Here is a 19073-nt window from a genome sequence, read left to right on the forward strand (position 1 = left end):
CTTCCTCATCAATAGTAATAATAATTAAAATCTGCATTCTTCTTCGCACCATTGTAAACAACACCTAAAATCGTTGCTTGTGCAATGGATAGCAGTTCTTTCGCTTTGATTAATTCTTGTTTCATTGTTTTGCGTTCTCGGACGACTAAAAGTGTCCCATCTGTTTTTGCGGCTAAGATTTGAGCATCAGTGACTGTTGCAATGGGAGGTAAATCAAAAATGATCAAATCAAATACTGCTTTTAGTTGTTCGATCACTTCTTCCATTCGTTTCGAATCAAGTAGTTCTGATGGATTCGGTGGTTTTGGTCCACTTGTCATGACCCAAAGATTTTCGACGGAACTGGTATGATAATATGATTCCGGTCTTCCTTCACGATCGCCTAAAAAATTACTTAATCCATTGACATTTGGCAATTGAAAAGTCAATGCTACACTTGGTTTTCTCAAATCAGCATCCACCAGCAAAACTCGTTTGCCACTATTTGCGAATACGACAGCTAAGTTAGCAGCTGTTGTTGATTTTCCTTCACCTGGACCAGATGAAGTCACGACCATCGTCTTCAATTCACGATCGACAGAAGCAAATTGGATATTTGAACGAATCGTCCGATATTGTTCGGAAACCATGGCATTTTTATCGGTAATGCTGAGGAGTGAAACAGGTAAAATAGTGTTTTTCTTCATAAATACTTCTCCTTATACACGTTTTCGTGAACGACGGCTTTCTCTTTGTTCTGTTGTTTCAATCGTTTCGACTTCTGCTGGTTGAAACATACGGCCGTTTTCAAGTTCTTTCTTCGTCATTTCATTGACGTCTCCAAGAATCGGCAATCCTAATTCTTCTGTGACAAAACGCTCATCTTTGACTGTTTTATCTAACAACTCTAGAAGAAAGGCTAATCCGACTCCAATCATCAAGCCAAGCAACCCACCGATAACTACGTTCAACATGTTATTTGGTGAAACAGGTGTAGGATTGCTTTGTGCTGCAGAAGTGATCGTCACTTTATTGACATTCAATACGTCCGTTGCTTTTGATTGGAATACTTGTGCTGTAACGTTGGCGATATCCGTCGCATGATCTGGATTATCGACAGTTGCAACGATTTGGAACATTTGTGAGTTTTGTGATTGATTGACACTGATCACCGATTTCAACTCACCCTTTGTAAGACTTTGTCCATAATTTTGTTCAAGTTCTCTTTGAACATCATTGATGACAACATCGCCTAAAATCATATCTTTATAAGTATTGATCAACAATACGTTAGCGTTGACATCTTGTAGATTCGTATTCGTATTTTCTGCTTTTGACTGAACGATCATCTCAGCTGATGAACTGTATTTAGGTGTGATCAAAAAGAACGTGACTCCAGCAGCTAATGCAAATCCGGCAAGCGTGGTCGCAAGAATCAGCAACCAACGCTTTCTTAAAATCTCAAATAATTCTCCTAGACTAATCGTTTCTTCCATGTTTTCTCCACTTTCTATCGTTAATATCTTTTCTTAACTTTTCGTCTTCTTAATAATTCGCTCAACATCCAGATGATGAAACTACAAATTATGAGCACGATTCCCCATTGGATAAATGTTACAATAAAGTTGCTTAGATACGTAGTTAAAAAATGATAGAGCGACTTTGAATTGATGCCGATACGCTCGACCATTTTGGAAAGGTACACAAAAAGAGGTAACGCTAAAAGCATTAAACCAGCGCCCCCCACTGCATAACTTAAATAGCGTAACGCACGATGGAAAAAACGTGTGTCGATTGCAATGATCGCAATCACTAATAATGCAGAAACTGTCATTGTAAAGAAGATCAATAAGGTCAGCGTTCTTTTATACCCCATCACTTGCTTCCCATAGGTCAAAAGATAAGGGATCTCAATATATTCACTATAGGTTTCGATGGCAGATTTTTTTAGATTATCAATTGATTGTTGTGTTTCTGCATTGATTTCATAATTGTTTTCTTTCGCATAGTCTTCGACTTTTTTCTGGATGATTTTGTCTACATCCTCTGTCCGTTCAATCAAAAAAGGAATGTCTGTATAAATGGTGCGAATATAGTGTTCAACATTCGATTGTACATAAGCTTGAGGAACAGTGTCTGCCAATACATCTGCAGGAATATTGCTTCCTCGACCTAGATCGCTGATTCTTTGATTGATCTCAGAGGTGATCGTTTCTGAATAATTGGCTTCTTCCATGGCTTTTTCCATAAACTGTTGGTTGAACAACGTTAGTCTCAATACAACTAACGTCATGCCGGCAAACAAACTCAAAGAACAAATAAAAGTAAGTAGCCAACGAGACCCTTTTTGCATGAATTTTTGCGTACTCATGATTTCCTCCTATTTATTAGGATTGATCAACGGACCTTCAACTAACTCACAGATAACAAAAAGTCGTTCATCCGTCATGCCTAAACTATCAACAGGATAGCATGTATAAAGAAGCAGTATTGGTTTATCTTTTTGACTGATCAATTCATTGATTTCCGGATCATCTTTATGACGAATCACCATTTCTTTTACTTGATAGCGGTAATTCGCATAGGTCGTCTTAGCTGTCACGATATCATTTGTTTGAATACCGCTTAGCTTACCAAACCCATCAACATTGTGCCCACCAACTAGTGAAGTTCCAGTCTCACCTATGTAGACAGAACCCATATATTGTCCGGCACCTTTTCTTAATATCTCATCGGTATCTCCAAAATACAAAGGCACATTCAGATCTAAAGAATCCACCATGATGTCACCATAACGTTCGCCACCTCTAGGGTAAGCGATACTGCTAGATGCCAGTTCATTGTTCTCATCTTTAGCGACATCTTCTTCTTTTACAGCTTCAAAGCTTTGTTCTTGCGTTTCGAATGTTGGGACATCTGAAAGTAAAAACAAATTTAAAGAAGAAGTGGCAAAATGAATGACAGGTCTTCCTATGACGTACATTAGAGAATAACCAGCTGCCAAAAAAAAGACAGGGACAAAAAGCATTGCCCCTAGTCTCTTAAGCAGCTTGCGCTTTTTACGCAATCTTTGTCTTTCTTCCTACTACAACCGCACCTGCTGCGACTAATAGTAATGAAGCAATTGCCATTGCACTAGCGGTATAGTTACCACCTGTTTGTTTAATTGGAGAACTAGTACTAAAAGCTGGTGATGTTGTTCCATCAGCGTTTTTCACACCGATTTGGATGTTACTTCCATTCCAACTTAGTACAACTAATCCCAACGCGTCAGCAACTCTCGTTACCTCTTGTTGGATTTGCATGATGACATCCCGTGGTAAAGCACGGATCAAATCATCAAGCGTGTTGACTCCTGTCATATCTATTGTTACTGAACCTAACAGATTACGCACATTTTGAATACCTGTAACGGCAGTTTCTACTTGTGCATCCGTTAAATCATTTTGTTTCAAATGGTTTTCGGCTTGTGTAATGTAAGTATCAGGGACAGTGAATTCTTTTCCTTGAATACTTACTGGTGCTTTCAACAAGTCTAGGATCTGTTGCTCATTCGCAGAAATCGCGCCAGCGGCATCTACAGGGACAGTGAACAATAATGCAGTGAAAAATACAACTAAATATCCGACAAACTTTTTCATCCATTCGACCTCCTTTGCATTGAATTGTGAAGGCTTTCAGCCTTCGGTAAAACATTATAGAAAATAACATTATCCTTTTTATTTTCTACAATTCTTATACTATCACATAGAATTAACTGACACAATTTATATAACCTGAGTTAACTTAAGTTTTTTAACCTATCAGCCTTGTCAGTGCTAAGTGTATGGATAAGGAAAAGCCTCTAATTCCATAACTACACTTATAATAACCTAGATTATATCCATATAATCTTTATTGTATTCAAATTTCTAAGATGAATGTCAGGTAAATTACCTGACATTTTCTATTGGTTCACCTAACACTAAACCTGGTTCTGCATTCAGTCGATAATCAGCAAGATGCCCTTTTCGCCATTCGACGGATGCAGCGGCACCGATCATTGCCGCATTGTCCCCACAAAGGCGTAATGGTGGTACGATCAGTTCCAATTCAGGTAATTCTGAGGCTAAACTTGCTTTCAAGCTTTCTCTTAGTCCTTGATTGGCAGCAACGCCACCTGCAAGGATCAATTGTTTCACCGGATAACTTTTGCAAGCACGTATCGTTTTTGTTACCAAGACTTCGACAACACTGGCTTGAAAACTTGCAGCAAGGTCTGCTCGATCCAATTCTTCCCCTCGTTGCTCCGCGTTGTGAACTAAATTGATAAATGCACTTTTTAAGCCACTGAAACTAAAATCATAATTATCTTCACGAAGCATTGCCCGAGGAAAGTGGTAGGCATCTTTACCTTGATGGGCTAATTCATCGATTTCTTTTCCACTTGGATAGCTCAATCCTAAAACACGTCCTACTTTGTCGTAGGCTTCTCCAGCGGCATCGTCTCTTGTTTCACCGATGATCTCATAAGCGCCATCTTCTTCCATATAAACTAACTCCGTGTGCCCTCCACTGACCAACAACGCCATCAATGGAAATTCATATGCTTTTTCGAAGCGGGCGGAGTAAATATGTCCTGCCATATGATTCACTGGGATCAATGGCAGATGATTTGCCCAAGCAAAAGCCTTTGCTGCTGAAATACCGATGAGTAATGCCCCTACAAGACCTGGTCCTTCTGTGACAGCAACCGCAGTAAGTTGTTCGGCAGTCACGCCTGCTTCTACCAACGCTTCTTCGAGACATAAAGTAATTTGCTCTACATGATGGCGACTGGCCACTTCAGGTACGATCCCGCCAAAGCGTTTATGGCTGTTGATTTGAGAGGCAACGATATTCGATAAGATTTCTTGTCCATCTTTCACGACCGCTACGCTTGTTTCATCACAGCTTGACTCGATTGCTAAAATCAATTCTGTTTGTTTATCATTCATGGTTTCATCACCTCTGTTTTTAGCTTTGTACACATGATGACCGCATCTTCGACCGGATCATGATAGTAGGCTTTTCGTTTACCTACTTGGCGGAATTTTTCTGATTCGTAAAGGTGTTGGGCAGCAATATTTGACTGTCGTACTTCTAAAAAAACACTATGCGCTTGGTTAGCTTTTTCTCGTTGCAGCATCTCTTGTAATAATTGTCTTGCTACACCTTTGTGTTGTTCAGCAGTCAGAACTGCAAGATTCGTCACTTCTACTTCATCAAGTACTTTGGCATATCCAATAAAGCCAATGATTTCATCTGCCTGGTGAAGGACTAAATAATTGGTTTGCGGTTGTTGGATATCAGACAAAAATTGCTCTTTTGTCCAAGGTGATCCATTTAAAAAAGCATCGTCACTGACTTGCCAAAGCGCTTGGGCTAATTTTGTATCATTGAAAGCTGTTTTTTCTTCAATCACTTTATTTCACTCTTCTTTTAATAGTTTTACCATATCTAAGGCATCTTCATTCGTTTCTGTATAATACCCTTTTTTTACTTTTCTCGATTGGAAGCCTAGTTTTCTGTATAAGCGTTGGGCATTCTGATTACTGATCCGTACTTCTAATGACATGGTCTCGCATTGATTCATCCGTGCGAATGTCTCGATCTCGTTGATTAAATAGGTGCCGATACGCTGCCGTTGGTAACTCGGACTGACCGCAATGTTCGTGAGATGGCAATCGAGTCCTAATACTCTAGATCCAACAAAGCCGAATAATTCTTCTCGATCGAATATCCCTAAATATAAAGTCATGAATGGGGAAGTCAGCTCTGAGATGAATGCACTTTTTGTCCAAGGTAATTCCCCTAAATAAACTTCCCGTTCGATACTTAACAACGCCTTGACATCCTCAACTGTCAACTCTCGTAATTGATATTGCTTTTCGCCAACAGTGATCGTTTTCTCTGGATAATCTGCTTTTTCTTGAAGCATGGTCCGTAGATAGGCTTTAAATTTTTTCAACATAGCTTTCTTCTCCTGGCGTATGTGTCTCCAACCATTTTTCTTCTGCTTCCACTCGTTTTAAGTAACGTGGTAAGAAGGCTTGGATATCGTTGACCGGATTACTTGAAGCCCCTAATTGCGCGACGACAACTCCACTAGGAATATCCCAAAGTGGCAAGGAGTTACACTTAGCATCAGGTATTGATTGAGCGATTTCTGAGTTGAATTTGTGGCAATCGCTACCGACAAAAGTGATCGATCCATCCATTTGTTTTAATTTTTCGGTTAATTCTACAAAAGCAATATGGGTGTCTTCTAGAACGTTTTCTAATGTTCCATGATGCCAGCGATAGGCACCAGCATAAACATTTTTTCTTCTCGCATCAAACATCGGTACAATGATTCCTTCGATTCCTACGCAATTTGCTGCAAGTACAGCAAGACTGGAAACACCAACCAATTCTTTATTTAAAGTATATGCTAATGTCTTGGCAGTTGTGACACCGATTCTCAATCCTGTATAAGAGCCTGGACCACTTGACACAGCAATTCGATCGATTTGTTCTGGTGTGAGTTGGCAATCTGAGATCAATTGATCCAACGCTGGCATCAACGTCAGACTATGATTTTTCTTTCTATTGATTTGGATTTGACCTAACACTGTTTCGTCTTCCAATACGCCAACAGCTAAGGTTTGATTTGCTGTATCGATCCCTAATGTAATCATTTGACCGTTCCCTTCTACTACTCTAATGTCGTTTATCATTGTAGCATACTTCGAGGTAAAAAAGGGGAGGAAAAATCAAGTTTGGCTCTCGCCGCTGTTGAAATTCCCACCCCTTTACTAAGGTTGATAATCGTCTATTTGATCGTAGCTTGTTTTGTTGATTCTCGTAAAATTAGTTCTGTCGCGATCGTGATTTTTCTTGCAACCGGTGCAGTACTATGGATTAACTGGGTCAATGTCTCAACTGCCAACTCCCCCATCCATTCGGTGTACACTTTGACTGTAGAGAGGGGTGGTGAGACATACTTTGCCACACTGATATCGTTGAAGCCAATCACTGAGATATCTTGCGGAATAGTCAATCCTACTTCTTTGATTGCCTTCAATGCACCAATTGCTAACGCATCATTCGCAGCAAACAACGCATCAGGTAATTCCTTTTCTTGCAATAAAAAATCATGAACAGCTTGATATCCTGCCTCCACTGAAAAATCCGCTTCAATGATTTTTCCTGAGAGGTTCTTTTCTTCACTGATCAGTTTTTGAAAAATTGCCGTTCTAGGATCAGTCACCGGTGTTCGGTGTTGCTTCGTGTACTCTTTTCCGGCTATCATCACGAGTTGTTTGACTTCTTCTTGTAAGAAATGATCCATCACTAAGCGAAGACTCGACTCAAAATCAACGACTAAAGAATCGATGCCAAATCTTGTGCCATCTGAATCGACAAGTAAAAGGTTTTCTTGCGTACGTTTCAATTCTTTCAATTGCTCTTCGTCAAACTTTCCTAAAGCAATCGTTCCATCTGCAGATTGCTCACTAATGGCATCCCAGGTTTCCTTGATCAGGCGAATATTCGCTTCCTCCGCTTTTTTTTCGATTCCTAAGCGTATAGAAAGATAATAAAGATCTTCTAATTCTTCTTGTGTATCATACCATTGGATCAATTTGATCGTTTGTTTTTCAGAGGCTAGATTCTTATGATGTTTTTTATAATTCAAGTGTTCAGCTGCTTCAAAAATTTTTTGTTTCGTTTCCATGCCTACTGACAATTTCTCATCATAATTCAGCACTCTTGAGACAGTGGCAGGAGAAACTCCCGCCAACTGAGCAATATCTTTGATTGTGGCCATTCGTTTCCCCTCCTGTAACTGACCGATGCTTATAATGTTTCAGTAAAGCGCAAGAACGCAGCTCTTCCTTGTTCGTCCCGTTTGAAGACGCCGGCATCTTCTAAAACTCTGGCGAAGACTTGCCCAACAGCATTTTGGATAACAACTGTCGCAGTCTCTTCAGTCAAATCAGGATTTGCTTGTTTTAGCTGTTCTGCCCATTCACGATGATAGTCCGCGAGTTGATTTTCTTCACCCAGTAGATATTGCTTCACTTCTTCCAATTCTGGTTTTAAGCGTGGTGGCAAGACGGCCAACCCCATCACTTCGATCAAGCCAATATTTTCTTTTTTGATATGTTGGATATCACGATGAGGATGGAAAATCCCTTCAGGATGTTCTTCGGACACATTGTTGTCGCGCAATACTAAGTCGATTTCAAAGTAATCCTCTCTGCGACGAACAATCGGCGTGATCGTGTGATGTGGCGTACCATCTGCTGAATAGGCGATGACTGATACTGATTCATCTGAATAGTTCTGCCATTTGTTTAAGACTGCATCCGCTGCTTCTACTAATAAATCTTTATCGGGCGACTGTAAACGGATCACAGACATCGGCCATTTGACGATCCCTGCAATCACCTGTGGATACTCGCCTAGCTTGATCAATTTCTCCATCGGCGCTTTCGCCATCGGAAATTCATGACGCCCTGCTTGATAATGGTCATGTGAAAGGATCGATCCACCAACGATCGGCAAATCAGCATTTGAACCTACGAAATAGTGTGGTAAGACTTCAGTGATCTTCAACAACCGAGCAAACGTTTCTTTTGTGATGCGCATTGGTCGATGTTCTTCTGATAAAATGATCGAGTGTTCATTGTAGTAGGCATAAGGCGAATACTGAAATCCCCAACTTTCTCCGTCTAAGTTCATTCGGATGATTCGATGATTGGTTCGTGCTGGGTAATTCAATCTTCCTTTGTACCCTTCATTTTCCATACATAACATACACGATGGGTAATCAACTTGCACCGCTTTTCTTTCTGCAGCGATTTGTTTTGGATCTTTTTCAGGTTTAGATAGATTGATCGTGATTTCCAAGTCTCCGTATTCAGACGGATAAGTATACACGATATTTTTTGCGATGGCTCGTGTTTTGATATAGTCATTGTTGCGGCTCAACTGATAAAAATAATCCGTCGCTTCTTCTGGACTTTTTGAATAATGTTGAGCAAAAAAAGCATTGACAACAGAAGGTGGTGGCGTCAAGAAATCCATCAATTGTGCCTCAAATATTTCTCGGTCAGCTGTTACATCCGTCACCAAGCCATTTTCTTTTGCTTGTTCAACTAAACGATTCAATAGATCGACCGATTCTTCTTGCACTGGACGTACTTCAAAAGAGTCGCCGGCTTCTTCGCCAATAAGACCTAAAATACGATTTTGTAAGTAGATACGGTCCATTTCCATCCAACCACCAGAAGCGATTGCTAATGTGACAAAATCTGCAATTGTTTGACTAATCGTCATTTTCTTCCACCTACTTTTCATACCCGTTAGGATGGCTTTCATGCCATGCCCAAGCAGTTTTGATGATTTCTTTCACATCTGTATATTCAGGTGCCCAGCCAAGGATTGCTCTCGCTTTTTCACTTGAAGCTACTAAACGACTTGGATCACCCGCTCTTCGTGGTGCGATTTTTGCAGGGATATCACGGCCTGTGACTTCTCGTGCTGCTTCTAGCATCTCTGTGACTGAATAACCTTTATTACTTCCCAAGTTGAAGAAGTTGCTTTCATTTCCAGCTTTTAAATATTCCAATGCTAAAATATGCGCAGCAATCAAATCTTCCACTTGTACATAATCTCTGATACATGTTCCGTCTGGGGTATCATAATCATCGCCATAGACCGCTAATGATTCTCGTTGGCCTAAAGCTACTTGTAAAATGATGGGGACTAAATGGGTTTCAGGGGTATGATCTTCGCCGATCGACGCATCACTCTTAGCTCCTGCTACATTAAAATAGCGTAAAGCCACATAACGCATGCCATATGCTTCGTCACACCACTTCATCATTTTTTCCATCATCAGTTTGCTTTCACCATAAGGATTTTTCGGATTCGTTGGTGACCCCTCAGTGATCGGCGATTCTTTTGGCTCACCGTAAGTCGCAGCTGTGGAAGAAAAGACGATCCGTTTCACATCAAACTCGTGCATTACTTCTAATAATACTTGCATGCCATAAACATTATTATTGAAGTAGACTAAGGGTTTTTCAACTGATTCACCGACTAACGAGCTCGCTGCAAAGTGCAAGACGCCCTCAATCGTTTCTTTTTGGAAAACTCCGCGTAGAAATTCTTTGTCACGAATATCGCCTTCATAAAAACGTGCATCAGTATGAACTGCTTGACGATGGCCTGTCAAAAGATTATCCACGACTGCTACATCATAGCCCTTTTCAATTAATTGATCGACGGCATGGGAACCAATATAGCCTGCTCCGCCTAATACTAAAATTGTCATGTTAAGACTCCTTTATCCATATAATTATATTCGTTATTTATTTTAACAAAAGTGAAGACCAGAAAACAGGGACTTTTTTTTGACAAAACCTTCTTTCATTTTATTTAGTAAATTTATAATAAAACATTTAGTAAATTTTTTCAACATTTTATTGTAAAGGGTTTCAAATAAAAAAACGAAAGACTAGCGTTTTTCCTGGTTTTGCTTCATAATAGAAGTGTCAAATAGATAAATGAGGTGAATCATTATGAAAAAATTTGTATCAGGTATCTTAGTAGGTAGCTTGGCTACTGTAGCAGCTGTGGCTGGTTTAGTAACTTCTGTAAAGAAAACAGTCATCGACCCAATCGACGAAAAAGAAGCAATGATTGAAGAAAATCGTAAAAAAGCAATGAGAAAACGTGTATCACGATAAGAACGAGTGATTGAAGCATTCAGCTTCAAAAACGAAAAACCCAAAAATTGTTCTGCAATTTTTTGGGTTTTTTTATTTCTAACAAGTTTTTTCTAAAACTCACATTTTTAAGTTACGACAGGAATGGAAGCTGACGAATAGCACAGTCGCGTTTCTTCTATCTCCCTCGTGCTATCCAAAAAGAACGTTCCTACAAGAGGTCGGGACAGAAGTGTTTAGCCTCGAGAAATAAGGCGCCATCCACGAAAAGTGTTCTTCAAATTTTTGTGGATGGCACCTTATTTCCGAAGAGGTTACTTCTGTTCCCGCCGTTTATTCGGATTTAGTTGGTGGGAGAGAACTAATGTCCCACTCTCCTGAAGGAACGTTCTTTTTATGATTTTTCTGCTAAAATCAGTTGTGCGATACGATCAATTTGTCTAAGATTCCAAAAATCGACATGGGGTCTCGGAACGGAGGCTGTTAACCATTCTACCCCTTCTGTTGGGATGCCGATACAATACAAATTGTTTTGTACTTCCCCATGTGCATCGATCACACGTGAACTTTCTCGTTCGATCGCTACCGCACCAGAAACGAAATCGCCACTTGGATCATGCAACTGAAATGGCTGAAGGACCTGGGCATCACGTAGACTGATCAAGGCTGGATTTCTCGTTGTTCGTAAGTCATTTTTTGGTAATCGTGCCTCAATTAGATAGCTACTTGAAAGCCCTTCTGGTTCCAGGTGAAATCTCTTGTCCTTTCCTATAAAAGTAAAAGGAGGTTCCACCAAATGAAAAATCCCTGCATCGATTAATGCTGCTAATTCCTGGGCTCTTCGTAAAGGCGGACCAATAGTAAAAAAAGCATCAAACGTATTGAACCATTGCCACAATACTTCTTTATATTCTTTTGCAGAAAAAACTTCCCATAGCATTGCTTGATGCACCATGTTTCGCCAATCTTTCAATGCATCCAACGTCGCAATCAATGGACCGTCCACATTCCCTTTTTGCGCTTCATTGATTTGATCTTCGATATATCTCCGACTCATTTGTGGATAGGGTAACGTGTGGTCGGTCAAGTGATCAAGTAGGTTCCAAGACCACAAATGGTTTGCTAATGCAGGATATTTTTGCAGCCATTCCTTTTCTGTAGCTCCAAGAAAGACTTCTTGAAATTCGCTGAGAGCAATCGACAACCCATGTTCCTCAATCACTTTTTTATAATAGAACAATTCGAGATCTTTTTTTAAGTCCGCAAAGAAATCTTGTCCAGTCAGTTTTTGGGTCCGATAGTACGTATTTAATCGTTCTTGCGTCAGAATAACTGGCTGTGCCACCTCGCCAACTTTTTTCTGGTTGCGTCCATGGGGATAGTAAGGTAACCCTCGCCGAGAGCCACAATAGACGATAGGCTCTTCTCCCGACGGACGATAAACCAATCGACCTTCCAATTCTTCAAAGCGACCGCCTCGTTGTTGTGTCAACAAACCGATATAATCGAAAAAACAGAGTCCTAACCCCCGAACAAACACCGGTTCTTGGGCAGGGATCATCGATAAATCAACATCGGCTGGATTAGCTGGTCCTTGGTAAAATAAGTGATGCTCAGCCGCATACTCACTTAATTGTCTTTCTTCTGACGTTCGTTCATGTTCCCAATGACCCGTTGCTAGGATCAGATGGTCCACCACATAGGCTTCGTCTTTAGTTTGTAGAATGAATTGTTTCTCTTTCTTGGTGGCTTCGATGACTAATTCTTGTATATAATTGAAACGATCAGAAAATCGTTCTTGTAGACGCGCGTAAAACCATTGGAGATAGACGCCAAAAAAGCGACGACTTGTTGGTTGGTTTTCTAATAAATTAGCTGCTTCACACAAAAACGCTTCTTTTTCTTTGATAGTTGTCTTACTAAGATAAGAAGGAGCAAATTCTTTCGCCCATTGATAAAGATTCACTCCGTTAGCGACCACGCCGCCACTACTTAATGTCTCATCCGTAAACATCGTCACTTGTGACGCCAATGAATTCATCAGTACTTCTTTTGGCTGATCGACTCGCCAAACCTTGCCACCGATTCCACTTGGATCAAAAAGGAGGATCTCAATATCTTCTTCTTGTTGATTATAGAGTAAACGCTCTAACATGCTAAGTCCACGAGGACCTGCCCCGATGATCCCAATTCTCATCTATCCACCTACCTATATGTATTTGCTTGGTTATCACGCATCTTTTCTCTTGATTTCACTCAATACGCGCTACAATGATTTACTTGGCTAACTCACTAAGGAGCAACAGTTCTTCATGTTTTTCATTCTGTGAACAACTGATTTCCAAATCACATCCGTAAATCAAAAAACCGAATTTAGGAAAATACTTGGTGCTGACTACCTTTGTTATATCCTCTCATTCCATCATAGCATAATTTTTCTGCAATAAGAAAAAACAACAAGAAAAAAGAGCGAATAACCGCTCTTATTCTTGTTGCTACTAAGGTAACATAAGAAGTACAAGACTCCTCGTTAGATTTTTTTACTTTTGATTTTACCTGACCAACCATCATAGCCACCTTTTAAGATATAGATATCTTGGTAGCCTGCTTTACGCAGTTGGTTAGCTGTACGAATACTCAAACTTTTCTTTTGATCATAAATATAAACCGGTTGGTCTTTACGAATCGAACCAAGTGAATTTTTTAGCACTGTATAAGGAATATTTCTAGCGCCTAAAATATGACCCGCGTCAAAGACATCTTTTTCACGAACATCGATGACTTGTGCACGACGCATTCCTTCACGAAATTCTTCTTCTTCAAGCATTGTTGCAGAACGTTTAGCCATTACTCGTAAGTAAACTTCCCAAAATACGATAGCTAAGATGATCAGTAATAAAATGATGTTAATAATCCATAAAACCATGTCGTGCCTCCACTTTATTCAGCATATTTCAAGGCTAATGAGGCAGCACCGATGACGCCTGCTTCATTTCCTAATTCAGCTAATTTGATTTTTGTTGATTCTCTCACTTGTGGGAAGGTAAATTCTTTGAAGTATTTCTCCACACGACTGCGTAAAAATTCTCCCGCAGCTGATACACCTCCACCGATGACAATACTTGATGGATTCAACGTGTTTCCTAAATTCCCGCAAGCTAGTCCTAGATATAGACAGACACGATCGACCACCATCAAACCAAATGGATCATCTGCTTCTGCTAATTCAAAAACATCTTTACTTGTTACTTCTTCACCATTATCAAGCATCGCTTTCAAGCGTGAATCACCGGCATATTCTTCTGCCAAATGACGGGCCACTCGAACGACACCTGTCGCACTTGAGACAGTTTCTAAACAACCACGTTTGCCACAAGTACATTCGAATCCATTTGGATCGATCGTAATGTGTCCTACTTCTCCAGCGGCTCCAGTCACACCATGAAGTAAATGACCATCCGCCACGATACCGCCACCAACACCTGTACCTAGAGTGATGAATACGACATCAGGATCATTTTCGCCTGCACCTTTCCAACGTTCGCCTAGTGCTGCGACATTGGCGTCATTATCGATGGCAAATTTGATGCCCGTTCCTTCTTCAATCATTTTTTTGACAAATTGAAGCTCGCGCCAGTTTAAATTGTACGCACCAATCACTGTACCAGCTTCGCTGTCGACTGTCCCTGGTGTCCCCATACCGATACCGATAAAGTCTTCAGCTTTCATACCGTATAAGTTCAGACGATGATTGATAGATTCAATGATTTCAGGAATAATGTGTTTGCCATCATCCAAAATATTGGTATCGATACTCCATTTCTGTTGAATTTCTCCGTCAGGTGTCAAGATCGCAAATTTTGCTGTTGTTCCACCTAAATCAATCCCAATAATTTTTTTGTCCATGATCAAATTCCTTTCTTTCTGCTCTCTTCGATTCGGTGTTCTCTTTTTAAGATGTGCCACGCAGTCATATATGTTTCGTGATCGATCAAATGATTATCATAAAGCTTACGTAATTCGATCGTCATCAATTCAATATCATAAATCCGTGCGCCCACATAAATATAGATACCAAACCTCTTGAATAGCTGTTGTACGTCGTATAAGCTTTCCATTTAAAGCACTTCCTTCACATTATACAAGTATTCCATAATTTTTTAAACCCACTAAAACACATATTATAAAAAGAAAGAGAAAAACGATCGACGATATAATACGATGATGGATCGAGTAATCATTGGATCGATTTGGTAATCCTAATAGATTCCCTATCAGGAAACCTCCGATCAAGCCACCCACATGTCCCCAGATATCCACTGAGGTATCTGATATACCGAATATAAAAGAAAAAACAATGAATATCATGTAACGGCGTACCAGCTGTTTTACCACATAATCATTTTTGTAATGAATACCTAGAACAAATAATGCACCAAATAAACCAAAAAGCGATGTACTTGCCCCACCAGATAACACATTCATTTCATTGAAGGCAAAACTGGTCACATTTCCCATGATACCACTAAGTAAATAAATCAAGAAAAAGCGCCAATGACCGTATACCGTTTCGATTTGTGAACCCATAAAATACAAGACGACAGAGTTCAGTACAAAATGCATCATCCCAAAATGAATAAATATTGGTGTGATCAAACGCCACCATTCATGTAGGTAGGCAATATGCTGGCCAGACATGCCTAGTTCAAAAGCCACGCTATTACCAGGTAATACCTCCATTGCGAAAAAGACGATTGTTTGGATCACTAAAAAAATCTGTGTTAAAAATGGCCCATCGAGCCAAGATTTTAATTTGAATTGTTGCTGCCGATTTACTTTCATATATACCCCCTTGTTTTTTTAGTCGTTCAATAAATGTTGGATTTTCTTATCAAAGTCTTCTGGTTCCCAATCATTATGAATCATCTCTTTGAACGTCAAGCTGCACGTTTGATGCGGATACTCTTTCAGATAGCGATCATAGTACCCTCCACCAAAACCGATTCTGTACCCATCTGGATGAAAGATGATTCCTGGGACGATCAATAAATCGATCATCGTTGCCTCATAAAGATGCGTTGAAACAGGTTCTAACACACCAAAACTTGAACGTTCCAATACTGTGTTCTCAGAGAACTCATAAAATGCCATTTGACGTTTCGGCAATGTCTTAGGGATCACAACGATTTTCCCTGAAGCTCTCGCTTGTTCGATCAACGGTCGTGTATCTATTTCAAATTCATTTGAAAGAGTTATACCGATGACTTGCGCCTGTTTCCAATACTCGGTTGCAAACAATTGCTTATAGATTTTTTGTTCTTTTTCTTTTTTATAGCCACTTGCAGCAATTTTTTTAAGTTCATTAATGCCAAATTGACGGAGCTGTTCTTTTTTCTGCTTTTCGTGTCCCAAATAATCACCTGCCTACCTTCTGTTAAAATGGTAGCGGAAAACGGAGAAAATAGCAATTTAACTTTTTAGATTTTTGGATTTGTTCTGTCTAATTTTAGTTAGGACATCGATCTATCCCCATTTGATGTTAACAATCGTCAATCATTCATTCGTTAGATAACACTGAAAATCATTATAGTTTATGTGGAATCGATGAATAAAGTTTACTCTTTCTTGATGTATACGGCAGAAGAAAAATCATTCACAGACTAGATGAACACTAGTGATGCGAATGATTTTTTTGTTTATATTTGTTTTTCAATTTTCAACTTAATAATTCATGAATAGAGAATTTTTACCATCTATAATTTCTATCTTTTATTATTCGTAGTTGATATAGATTTTACTTAAGTAATTGTGTTCTAAAAATAAAACAATTGCTTGAACTACTTCTTCCAAGCTATCTTTCATTGAGGTTTGATTGATTTTGTTGATATCAAAACATTTTAATTGTTCAATAATAAGGGATTTATCTTTGATTAACCACGGTGAATCATCATACCATCCCTCATGATGAAAGTATTCTTTCAAAATCCCCTTTTTTTCTAAATTACAATCTAATAAGTGATCTAAAATTGTATCAAAATACCCGTTCCAAATTATAAGTTTATTGCCATCAGCTACAAAAGAAAGCTCTGCTTCTCCTTCAAAACCTTCATAAAACTTATTGTCAATCATACCATTCACTCCTTCCAATGACCTTTTTCCAAAATTATAATTTGTTCTGTAGTAGCATTTCCTTTTTTTCTTGCATTTATAGCATCATACCATTTATACGCTTCTACCCATTCATTATCACCAATTTTGAAAAAATTTTGGGGCTTGTTCCCTCCATTTCCAGGTAGTATTCTTTGGATAACCCATGTATTGCCCTGTTCTACAGGTGCTCCTGGAGTTCTTGTATGCCACCTCACTTCATACTTAAATTCACCATCATTCCACTTATAAGTAATCTGTTCATAACCAGCATTCATTGTCTTGGCATTAATTTTTACGTTATCAGGAATATCTATAGGTGCTGTTTTCTTATATTGATTTGCAATTTTAAGTTTCTCTGCTTCAGTTAGCGTGGATAGCTTTGGTATATTTCCACCACCCACCTCCTCAATCTTACCATTCTCCACCTGTTTCACACCAGTAGTCGTCAATACTTTGTATGAGGCGTAAGTAAAGCCTAATACCATCAAGGCTTGACCGAGTTCGGATTCATTGATCCATGTGTAGCCGTCTTTGACGTATTGCGAGGTAGAGACAATACTGCCTAAGAGTGGGTCTAGTTTTTCGCCGGTTTCGTAATTGACACCTTGACGCCATGCTGCATTGACTTTCTCTTGGTAGGTATCGTACGTCATGAATTGGATCAGTTCAGGGTCTAAGTAGTGACCTACTTTCGTGACATATTGATACAGCTCGGGATTCACGATGCCGTAGCCTGATTGCTTGTCTTCGATTTTCCAAAAGACACGTGGGTTGCCCTCGTTATCGTGAATAATGAGAGCATAGACGTTGTACTTTTCTAGTTCTTTGTTTTTAGTTGGATCGATGCCTTTTTTCTCGTTGTCTGCTTGTTGCCATTTGTCTTGGATCGTAGTTGTCCAGGACAAATCTTTTGGCATAGAGAATGTTTTCGTTTGGCTATTCCAAGCAGTTTTCGTTTGAGCAAGTCCTTGATTGACTGCTTGTTCGAGACTTTTGATTTCTGTAAAAAATTGCGCGGAGCTTTGGTTGTAAGCTAAGAGTTTTTGGAGTTTTTCTTCCAGTTTGTGTTTCAAATCATGATACATCGTGAGTAACAACGTATTCTAACTGAGTTGAAAGCTTTGATGTTCTTCTGGCATATGAGGTGAAAGAAGCAATTGTCTTATTCCCTCGGCTTGAGTGATATACTGATTCATTTGGCGAATCTGTGCTTCTAATTCGGATTGTTTCAAGCTGATGGAATCAACTTGATTTATGTATTCCTGTGGAAATCGTTTTGCTGCTTTTTCGACCGCTTCGGAGAGTAAGATTCCTCCTTGGACGAGTGGGTAAAGTACTTGGGAAAAATAGGCTTTCGCAGCGTCGTAGGTTTTCCCTTGGAGATTGGGCGTTTGTAAAGTGAATTGAGTGATGGCTTGTTGGAGATTTTGGTAATCAGTGACTTGTTTTTGGCAGAAGTGACTGGCGCTCGTGGCTTGGGCTAAGGAATCCGAAAGATACATATCGATACTCATGTGTTTTGATCCTCCAACAAAATTTTTCTTTTCTCAAAGCTAATCTCATCAAGCTTTTGCGTGATTTTTTGTTGTTGGATCATTTCGTAATGTTGGCATTCATCAAAGCCATTCATCAATCGCCTACTTTGATGTGAAAACTCCGAGGTGAATGTTTCGATGGACGTAAAGGTATTCGATTTCTGGTAAGACAATTGTAATCGAAATAAGAAGTTTCCGATTTCTTTAAAGTGATTCTGGTAATCTGAACGGCAGGCATCAAGTTGTTTCATTTTCTTTTCCTGTTCTTCTCTTTTTGCTTGCAGCAACGTTTCCTCGGTATCAAGATTTGTCCATTGATTCATTAGCGTCTCTCCTTAAAAAGATCTCGACTTAACTGAGTGTCTAGTGTAGAAAATCCTTGAGCAGCAGTTTGCAATTGATTAGCAGCGCCTGAGATGGCTGAGGCAATTTGATTGGCTGAGTTTTTAGCGGACGTTATGCTACTTTGAATGTCTTGATTGCCAATTAGCGTGGTGCGTGTGTCATTTTGAAGCGATGATGCTTGGTTTAAAGGGCTGGTTGCACTGGTGATTCTTGAAGTGGACTGTTGGGCTTGTTGAGAATTACTGCTGAATGTGGCCATAACTTCCTCCTTTACCATAATGTTTAGATAGAACGTTTACATATTCATTATAACAATACATAACCTCTC

At 39.5% G+C, this 19073-nt stretch carries 24 protein-coding genes; 1 reads left to right on the forward strand and 23 read right to left on the reverse strand.

Going from position 1 to position 19073, the window contains the following annotated elements; translation table 11 throughout:
* Nucleotides 1-8: 8 nt before the first annotated feature.
* The 12 genes from EM4838_RS08160 to galE form a co-directional block, all read right to left on the reverse strand.
* Nucleotides 9-686 carry a CpsD/CapB family tyrosine-protein kinase gene (locus EM4838_RS08160; protein ID WP_062805073.1) on the reverse strand — a complete coding sequence of 226 codons (678 nt, stop codon included), beginning with the start codon at nucleotides 684-686 and terminating at the stop codon, nucleotides 9-11.
* 12 nt (nucleotides 687-698) lie between these two features.
* Nucleotides 699-1475, reverse strand: a complete 777-nt coding sequence (locus EM4838_RS08165) for a YveK family protein (RefSeq protein WP_010735161.1) — start codon at nucleotides 1473-1475, stop codon at nucleotides 699-701.
* A 20-nt stretch (nucleotides 1476-1495) separates the two neighbouring features.
* Entirely contained in the window at nucleotides 1496-2350 is an 855-nt protein-coding gene (locus EM4838_RS08170; protein ID WP_010735160.1) for a hypothetical protein, read from the reverse strand.
* Nucleotides 2351-2359: 9 nt separating this feature from the next.
* On the reverse strand, nucleotides 2360-3007 hold the full coding sequence (locus EM4838_RS08175; protein WP_023519871.1) for a class D sortase: 648 nt from the start codon (nucleotides 3005-3007) through the stop codon (nucleotides 2360-2362).
* Nucleotides 3008-3038: 31 nt separating this feature from the next.
* Nucleotides 3039-3620, reverse strand: coding sequence for a hypothetical protein (locus EM4838_RS08180; protein ID WP_065096446.1), 582 nt, complete (start codon nucleotides 3618-3620; stop codon nucleotides 3039-3041).
* A 291-nt stretch (nucleotides 3621-3911) separates the two neighbouring features.
* The gene (gene tsaD / locus EM4838_RS08185) at nucleotides 3912-4955 is read right to left on the reverse strand and encodes a tRNA (adenosine(37)-N6)-threonylcarbamoyltransferase complex transferase subunit TsaD (RefSeq protein WP_071867865.1); all 1044 of its coding nucleotides are present in this window, start codon (nucleotides 4953-4955) and stop codon (nucleotides 3912-3914) included.
* Complete coding sequence (gene rimI, locus EM4838_RS08190) at nucleotides 4952-5422, reverse strand: ribosomal protein S18-alanine N-acetyltransferase (protein ID WP_065096444.1); 471 nt, start codon at nucleotides 5420-5422, stop codon at nucleotides 4952-4954. The genes tsaD and rimI (EM4838_RS08190) overlap by 4 nt, the downstream gene beginning before the upstream one ends.
* Before the next feature lie 6 nt (nucleotides 5423-5428).
* Nucleotides 5429-5971, reverse strand: coding sequence for a ribosomal protein S18-alanine N-acetyltransferase (rimI, locus tag EM4838_RS08195; protein ID WP_065096443.1), 543 nt, complete (start codon nucleotides 5969-5971; stop codon nucleotides 5429-5431).
* Nucleotides 5955-6677, reverse strand: a complete 723-nt coding sequence (gene tsaB / locus EM4838_RS08200; protein WP_065096442.1) for a tRNA (adenosine(37)-N6)-threonylcarbamoyltransferase complex dimerization subunit type 1 TsaB — start codon at nucleotides 6675-6677, stop codon at nucleotides 5955-5957. Before tsaB ends, rimI (EM4838_RS08195) begins: the two co-directional genes overlap by 17 nt.
* 134 nt (nucleotides 6678-6811) lie before the next feature.
* On the reverse strand, nucleotides 6812-7807 hold the full coding sequence (locus EM4838_RS08205; protein WP_071867864.1) for a LacI family DNA-binding transcriptional regulator: 996 nt from the start codon (nucleotides 7805-7807) through the stop codon (nucleotides 6812-6814).
* 29 nt (nucleotides 7808-7836) lie between these two features.
* The gene (gene galT / locus EM4838_RS08210) at nucleotides 7837-9321 is read right to left on the reverse strand and encodes a UDP-glucose--hexose-1-phosphate uridylyltransferase (protein ID WP_071867863.1); all 1485 of its coding nucleotides are present in this window, start codon (nucleotides 9319-9321) and stop codon (nucleotides 7837-7839) included.
* Nucleotides 9322-9331: 10 nt separating this feature from the next.
* Nucleotides 9332-10321 (reverse strand): UDP-glucose 4-epimerase GalE, encoded by a 990-nt coding sequence (gene galE / locus EM4838_RS08215; RefSeq protein WP_071867862.1) that lies wholly within the window; start codon nucleotides 10319-10321, stop codon nucleotides 9332-9334.
* A gap of 247 nt (nucleotides 10322-10568) precedes the next feature.
* Here galE and EM4838_RS08220 point away from each other — a divergent pair, with 247 nt between their 5' ends.
* On the forward strand, nucleotides 10569-10736 hold the full coding sequence (locus EM4838_RS08220) for a DUF3042 family protein (protein ID WP_010735150.1): 168 nt from the start codon (nucleotides 10569-10571) through the stop codon (nucleotides 10734-10736).
* 373 nt (nucleotides 10737-11109) lie between these two features.
* On the opposite strand, the gene EM4838_RS08225 is transcribed toward EM4838_RS08220, so the two are convergent.
* From EM4838_RS08225 to EM4838_RS08270, 11 genes are all read right to left on the reverse strand, one after another.
* Entirely contained in the window at nucleotides 11110-12912 is a 1803-nt protein-coding gene (locus tag EM4838_RS08225; RefSeq protein ID WP_071867861.1) for an FAD/NAD(P)-binding protein, read from the reverse strand.
* Nucleotides 12913-13245: 333 nt separating this feature from the next.
* Nucleotides 13246-13641, reverse strand: a complete 396-nt coding sequence (locus tag EM4838_RS08230) for a rhodanese-like domain-containing protein (protein WP_010735146.1) — start codon at nucleotides 13639-13641, stop codon at nucleotides 13246-13248.
* Nucleotides 13642-13655: 14 nt separating this feature from the next.
* The gene (locus EM4838_RS08235) at nucleotides 13656-14621 is read right to left on the reverse strand and encodes an ROK family glucokinase (RefSeq protein WP_019723942.1); all 966 of its coding nucleotides are present in this window, start codon (nucleotides 14619-14621) and stop codon (nucleotides 13656-13658) included.
* A 2-nt stretch (nucleotides 14622-14623) separates the two neighbouring features.
* Nucleotides 14624-14833 (reverse strand): YqgQ family protein, encoded by a 210-nt coding sequence (locus tag EM4838_RS08240; protein ID WP_065096497.1) that lies wholly within the window; start codon nucleotides 14831-14833, stop codon nucleotides 14624-14626.
* Nucleotides 14834-14852: 19 nt separating this feature from the next.
* On the reverse strand, nucleotides 14853-15557 hold the full coding sequence (locus EM4838_RS08245; RefSeq protein WP_065096498.1) for a rhomboid family intramembrane serine protease: 705 nt from the start codon (nucleotides 15555-15557) through the stop codon (nucleotides 14853-14855).
* An 18-nt stretch (nucleotides 15558-15575) separates the two neighbouring features.
* Nucleotides 15576-16127: a 5-formyltetrahydrofolate cyclo-ligase gene (locus EM4838_RS08250; RefSeq protein ID WP_065096499.1), complete on the reverse strand. Its 552-nt coding sequence runs from the start codon at nucleotides 16125-16127 to the stop codon at nucleotides 15576-15578.
* A 360-nt stretch (nucleotides 16128-16487) separates the two neighbouring features.
* On the reverse strand, nucleotides 16488-16844 hold the full coding sequence (locus EM4838_RS08255; RefSeq protein ID WP_065096500.1) for a hypothetical protein: 357 nt from the start codon (nucleotides 16842-16844) through the stop codon (nucleotides 16488-16490).
* A 5-nt stretch (nucleotides 16845-16849) separates the two neighbouring features.
* On the reverse strand, nucleotides 16850-17938 hold the full coding sequence (locus EM4838_RS08260; RefSeq protein ID WP_233433724.1) for a transposase: 1089 nt from the start codon (nucleotides 17936-17938) through the stop codon (nucleotides 16850-16852).
* 30 nt (nucleotides 17939-17968) lie between these two features.
* A complete protein-coding gene (locus EM4838_RS16850; protein ID WP_233433725.1) occupies nucleotides 17969-18379 on the reverse strand; it encodes a virulence protein in 411 nt (136 codons plus the stop codon).
* The gene (locus EM4838_RS08265) at nucleotides 18376-18723 is read right to left on the reverse strand and encodes a DUF3958 family protein (protein WP_086334752.1); all 348 of its coding nucleotides are present in this window, start codon (nucleotides 18721-18723) and stop codon (nucleotides 18376-18378) included. The genes EM4838_RS16850 and EM4838_RS08265 overlap by 4 nt, the downstream gene beginning before the upstream one ends.
* Nucleotides 18723-19004: a TIGR04197 family type VII secretion effector gene (locus tag EM4838_RS08270; RefSeq protein ID WP_086334828.1), complete on the reverse strand. Its 282-nt coding sequence runs from the start codon at nucleotides 19002-19004 to the stop codon at nucleotides 18723-18725. The genes EM4838_RS08265 and EM4838_RS08270 overlap by 1 nt, the downstream gene beginning before the upstream one ends.
* Nucleotides 19005-19073: the final 69 nt, after the last annotated feature.

This window comes from Enterococcus mundtii, from assembly GCF_002813755.1.
GTDB classification, from domain to species: domain Bacteria; phylum Bacillota; class Bacilli; order Lactobacillales; family Enterococcaceae; genus Enterococcus_B; species Enterococcus_B mundtii.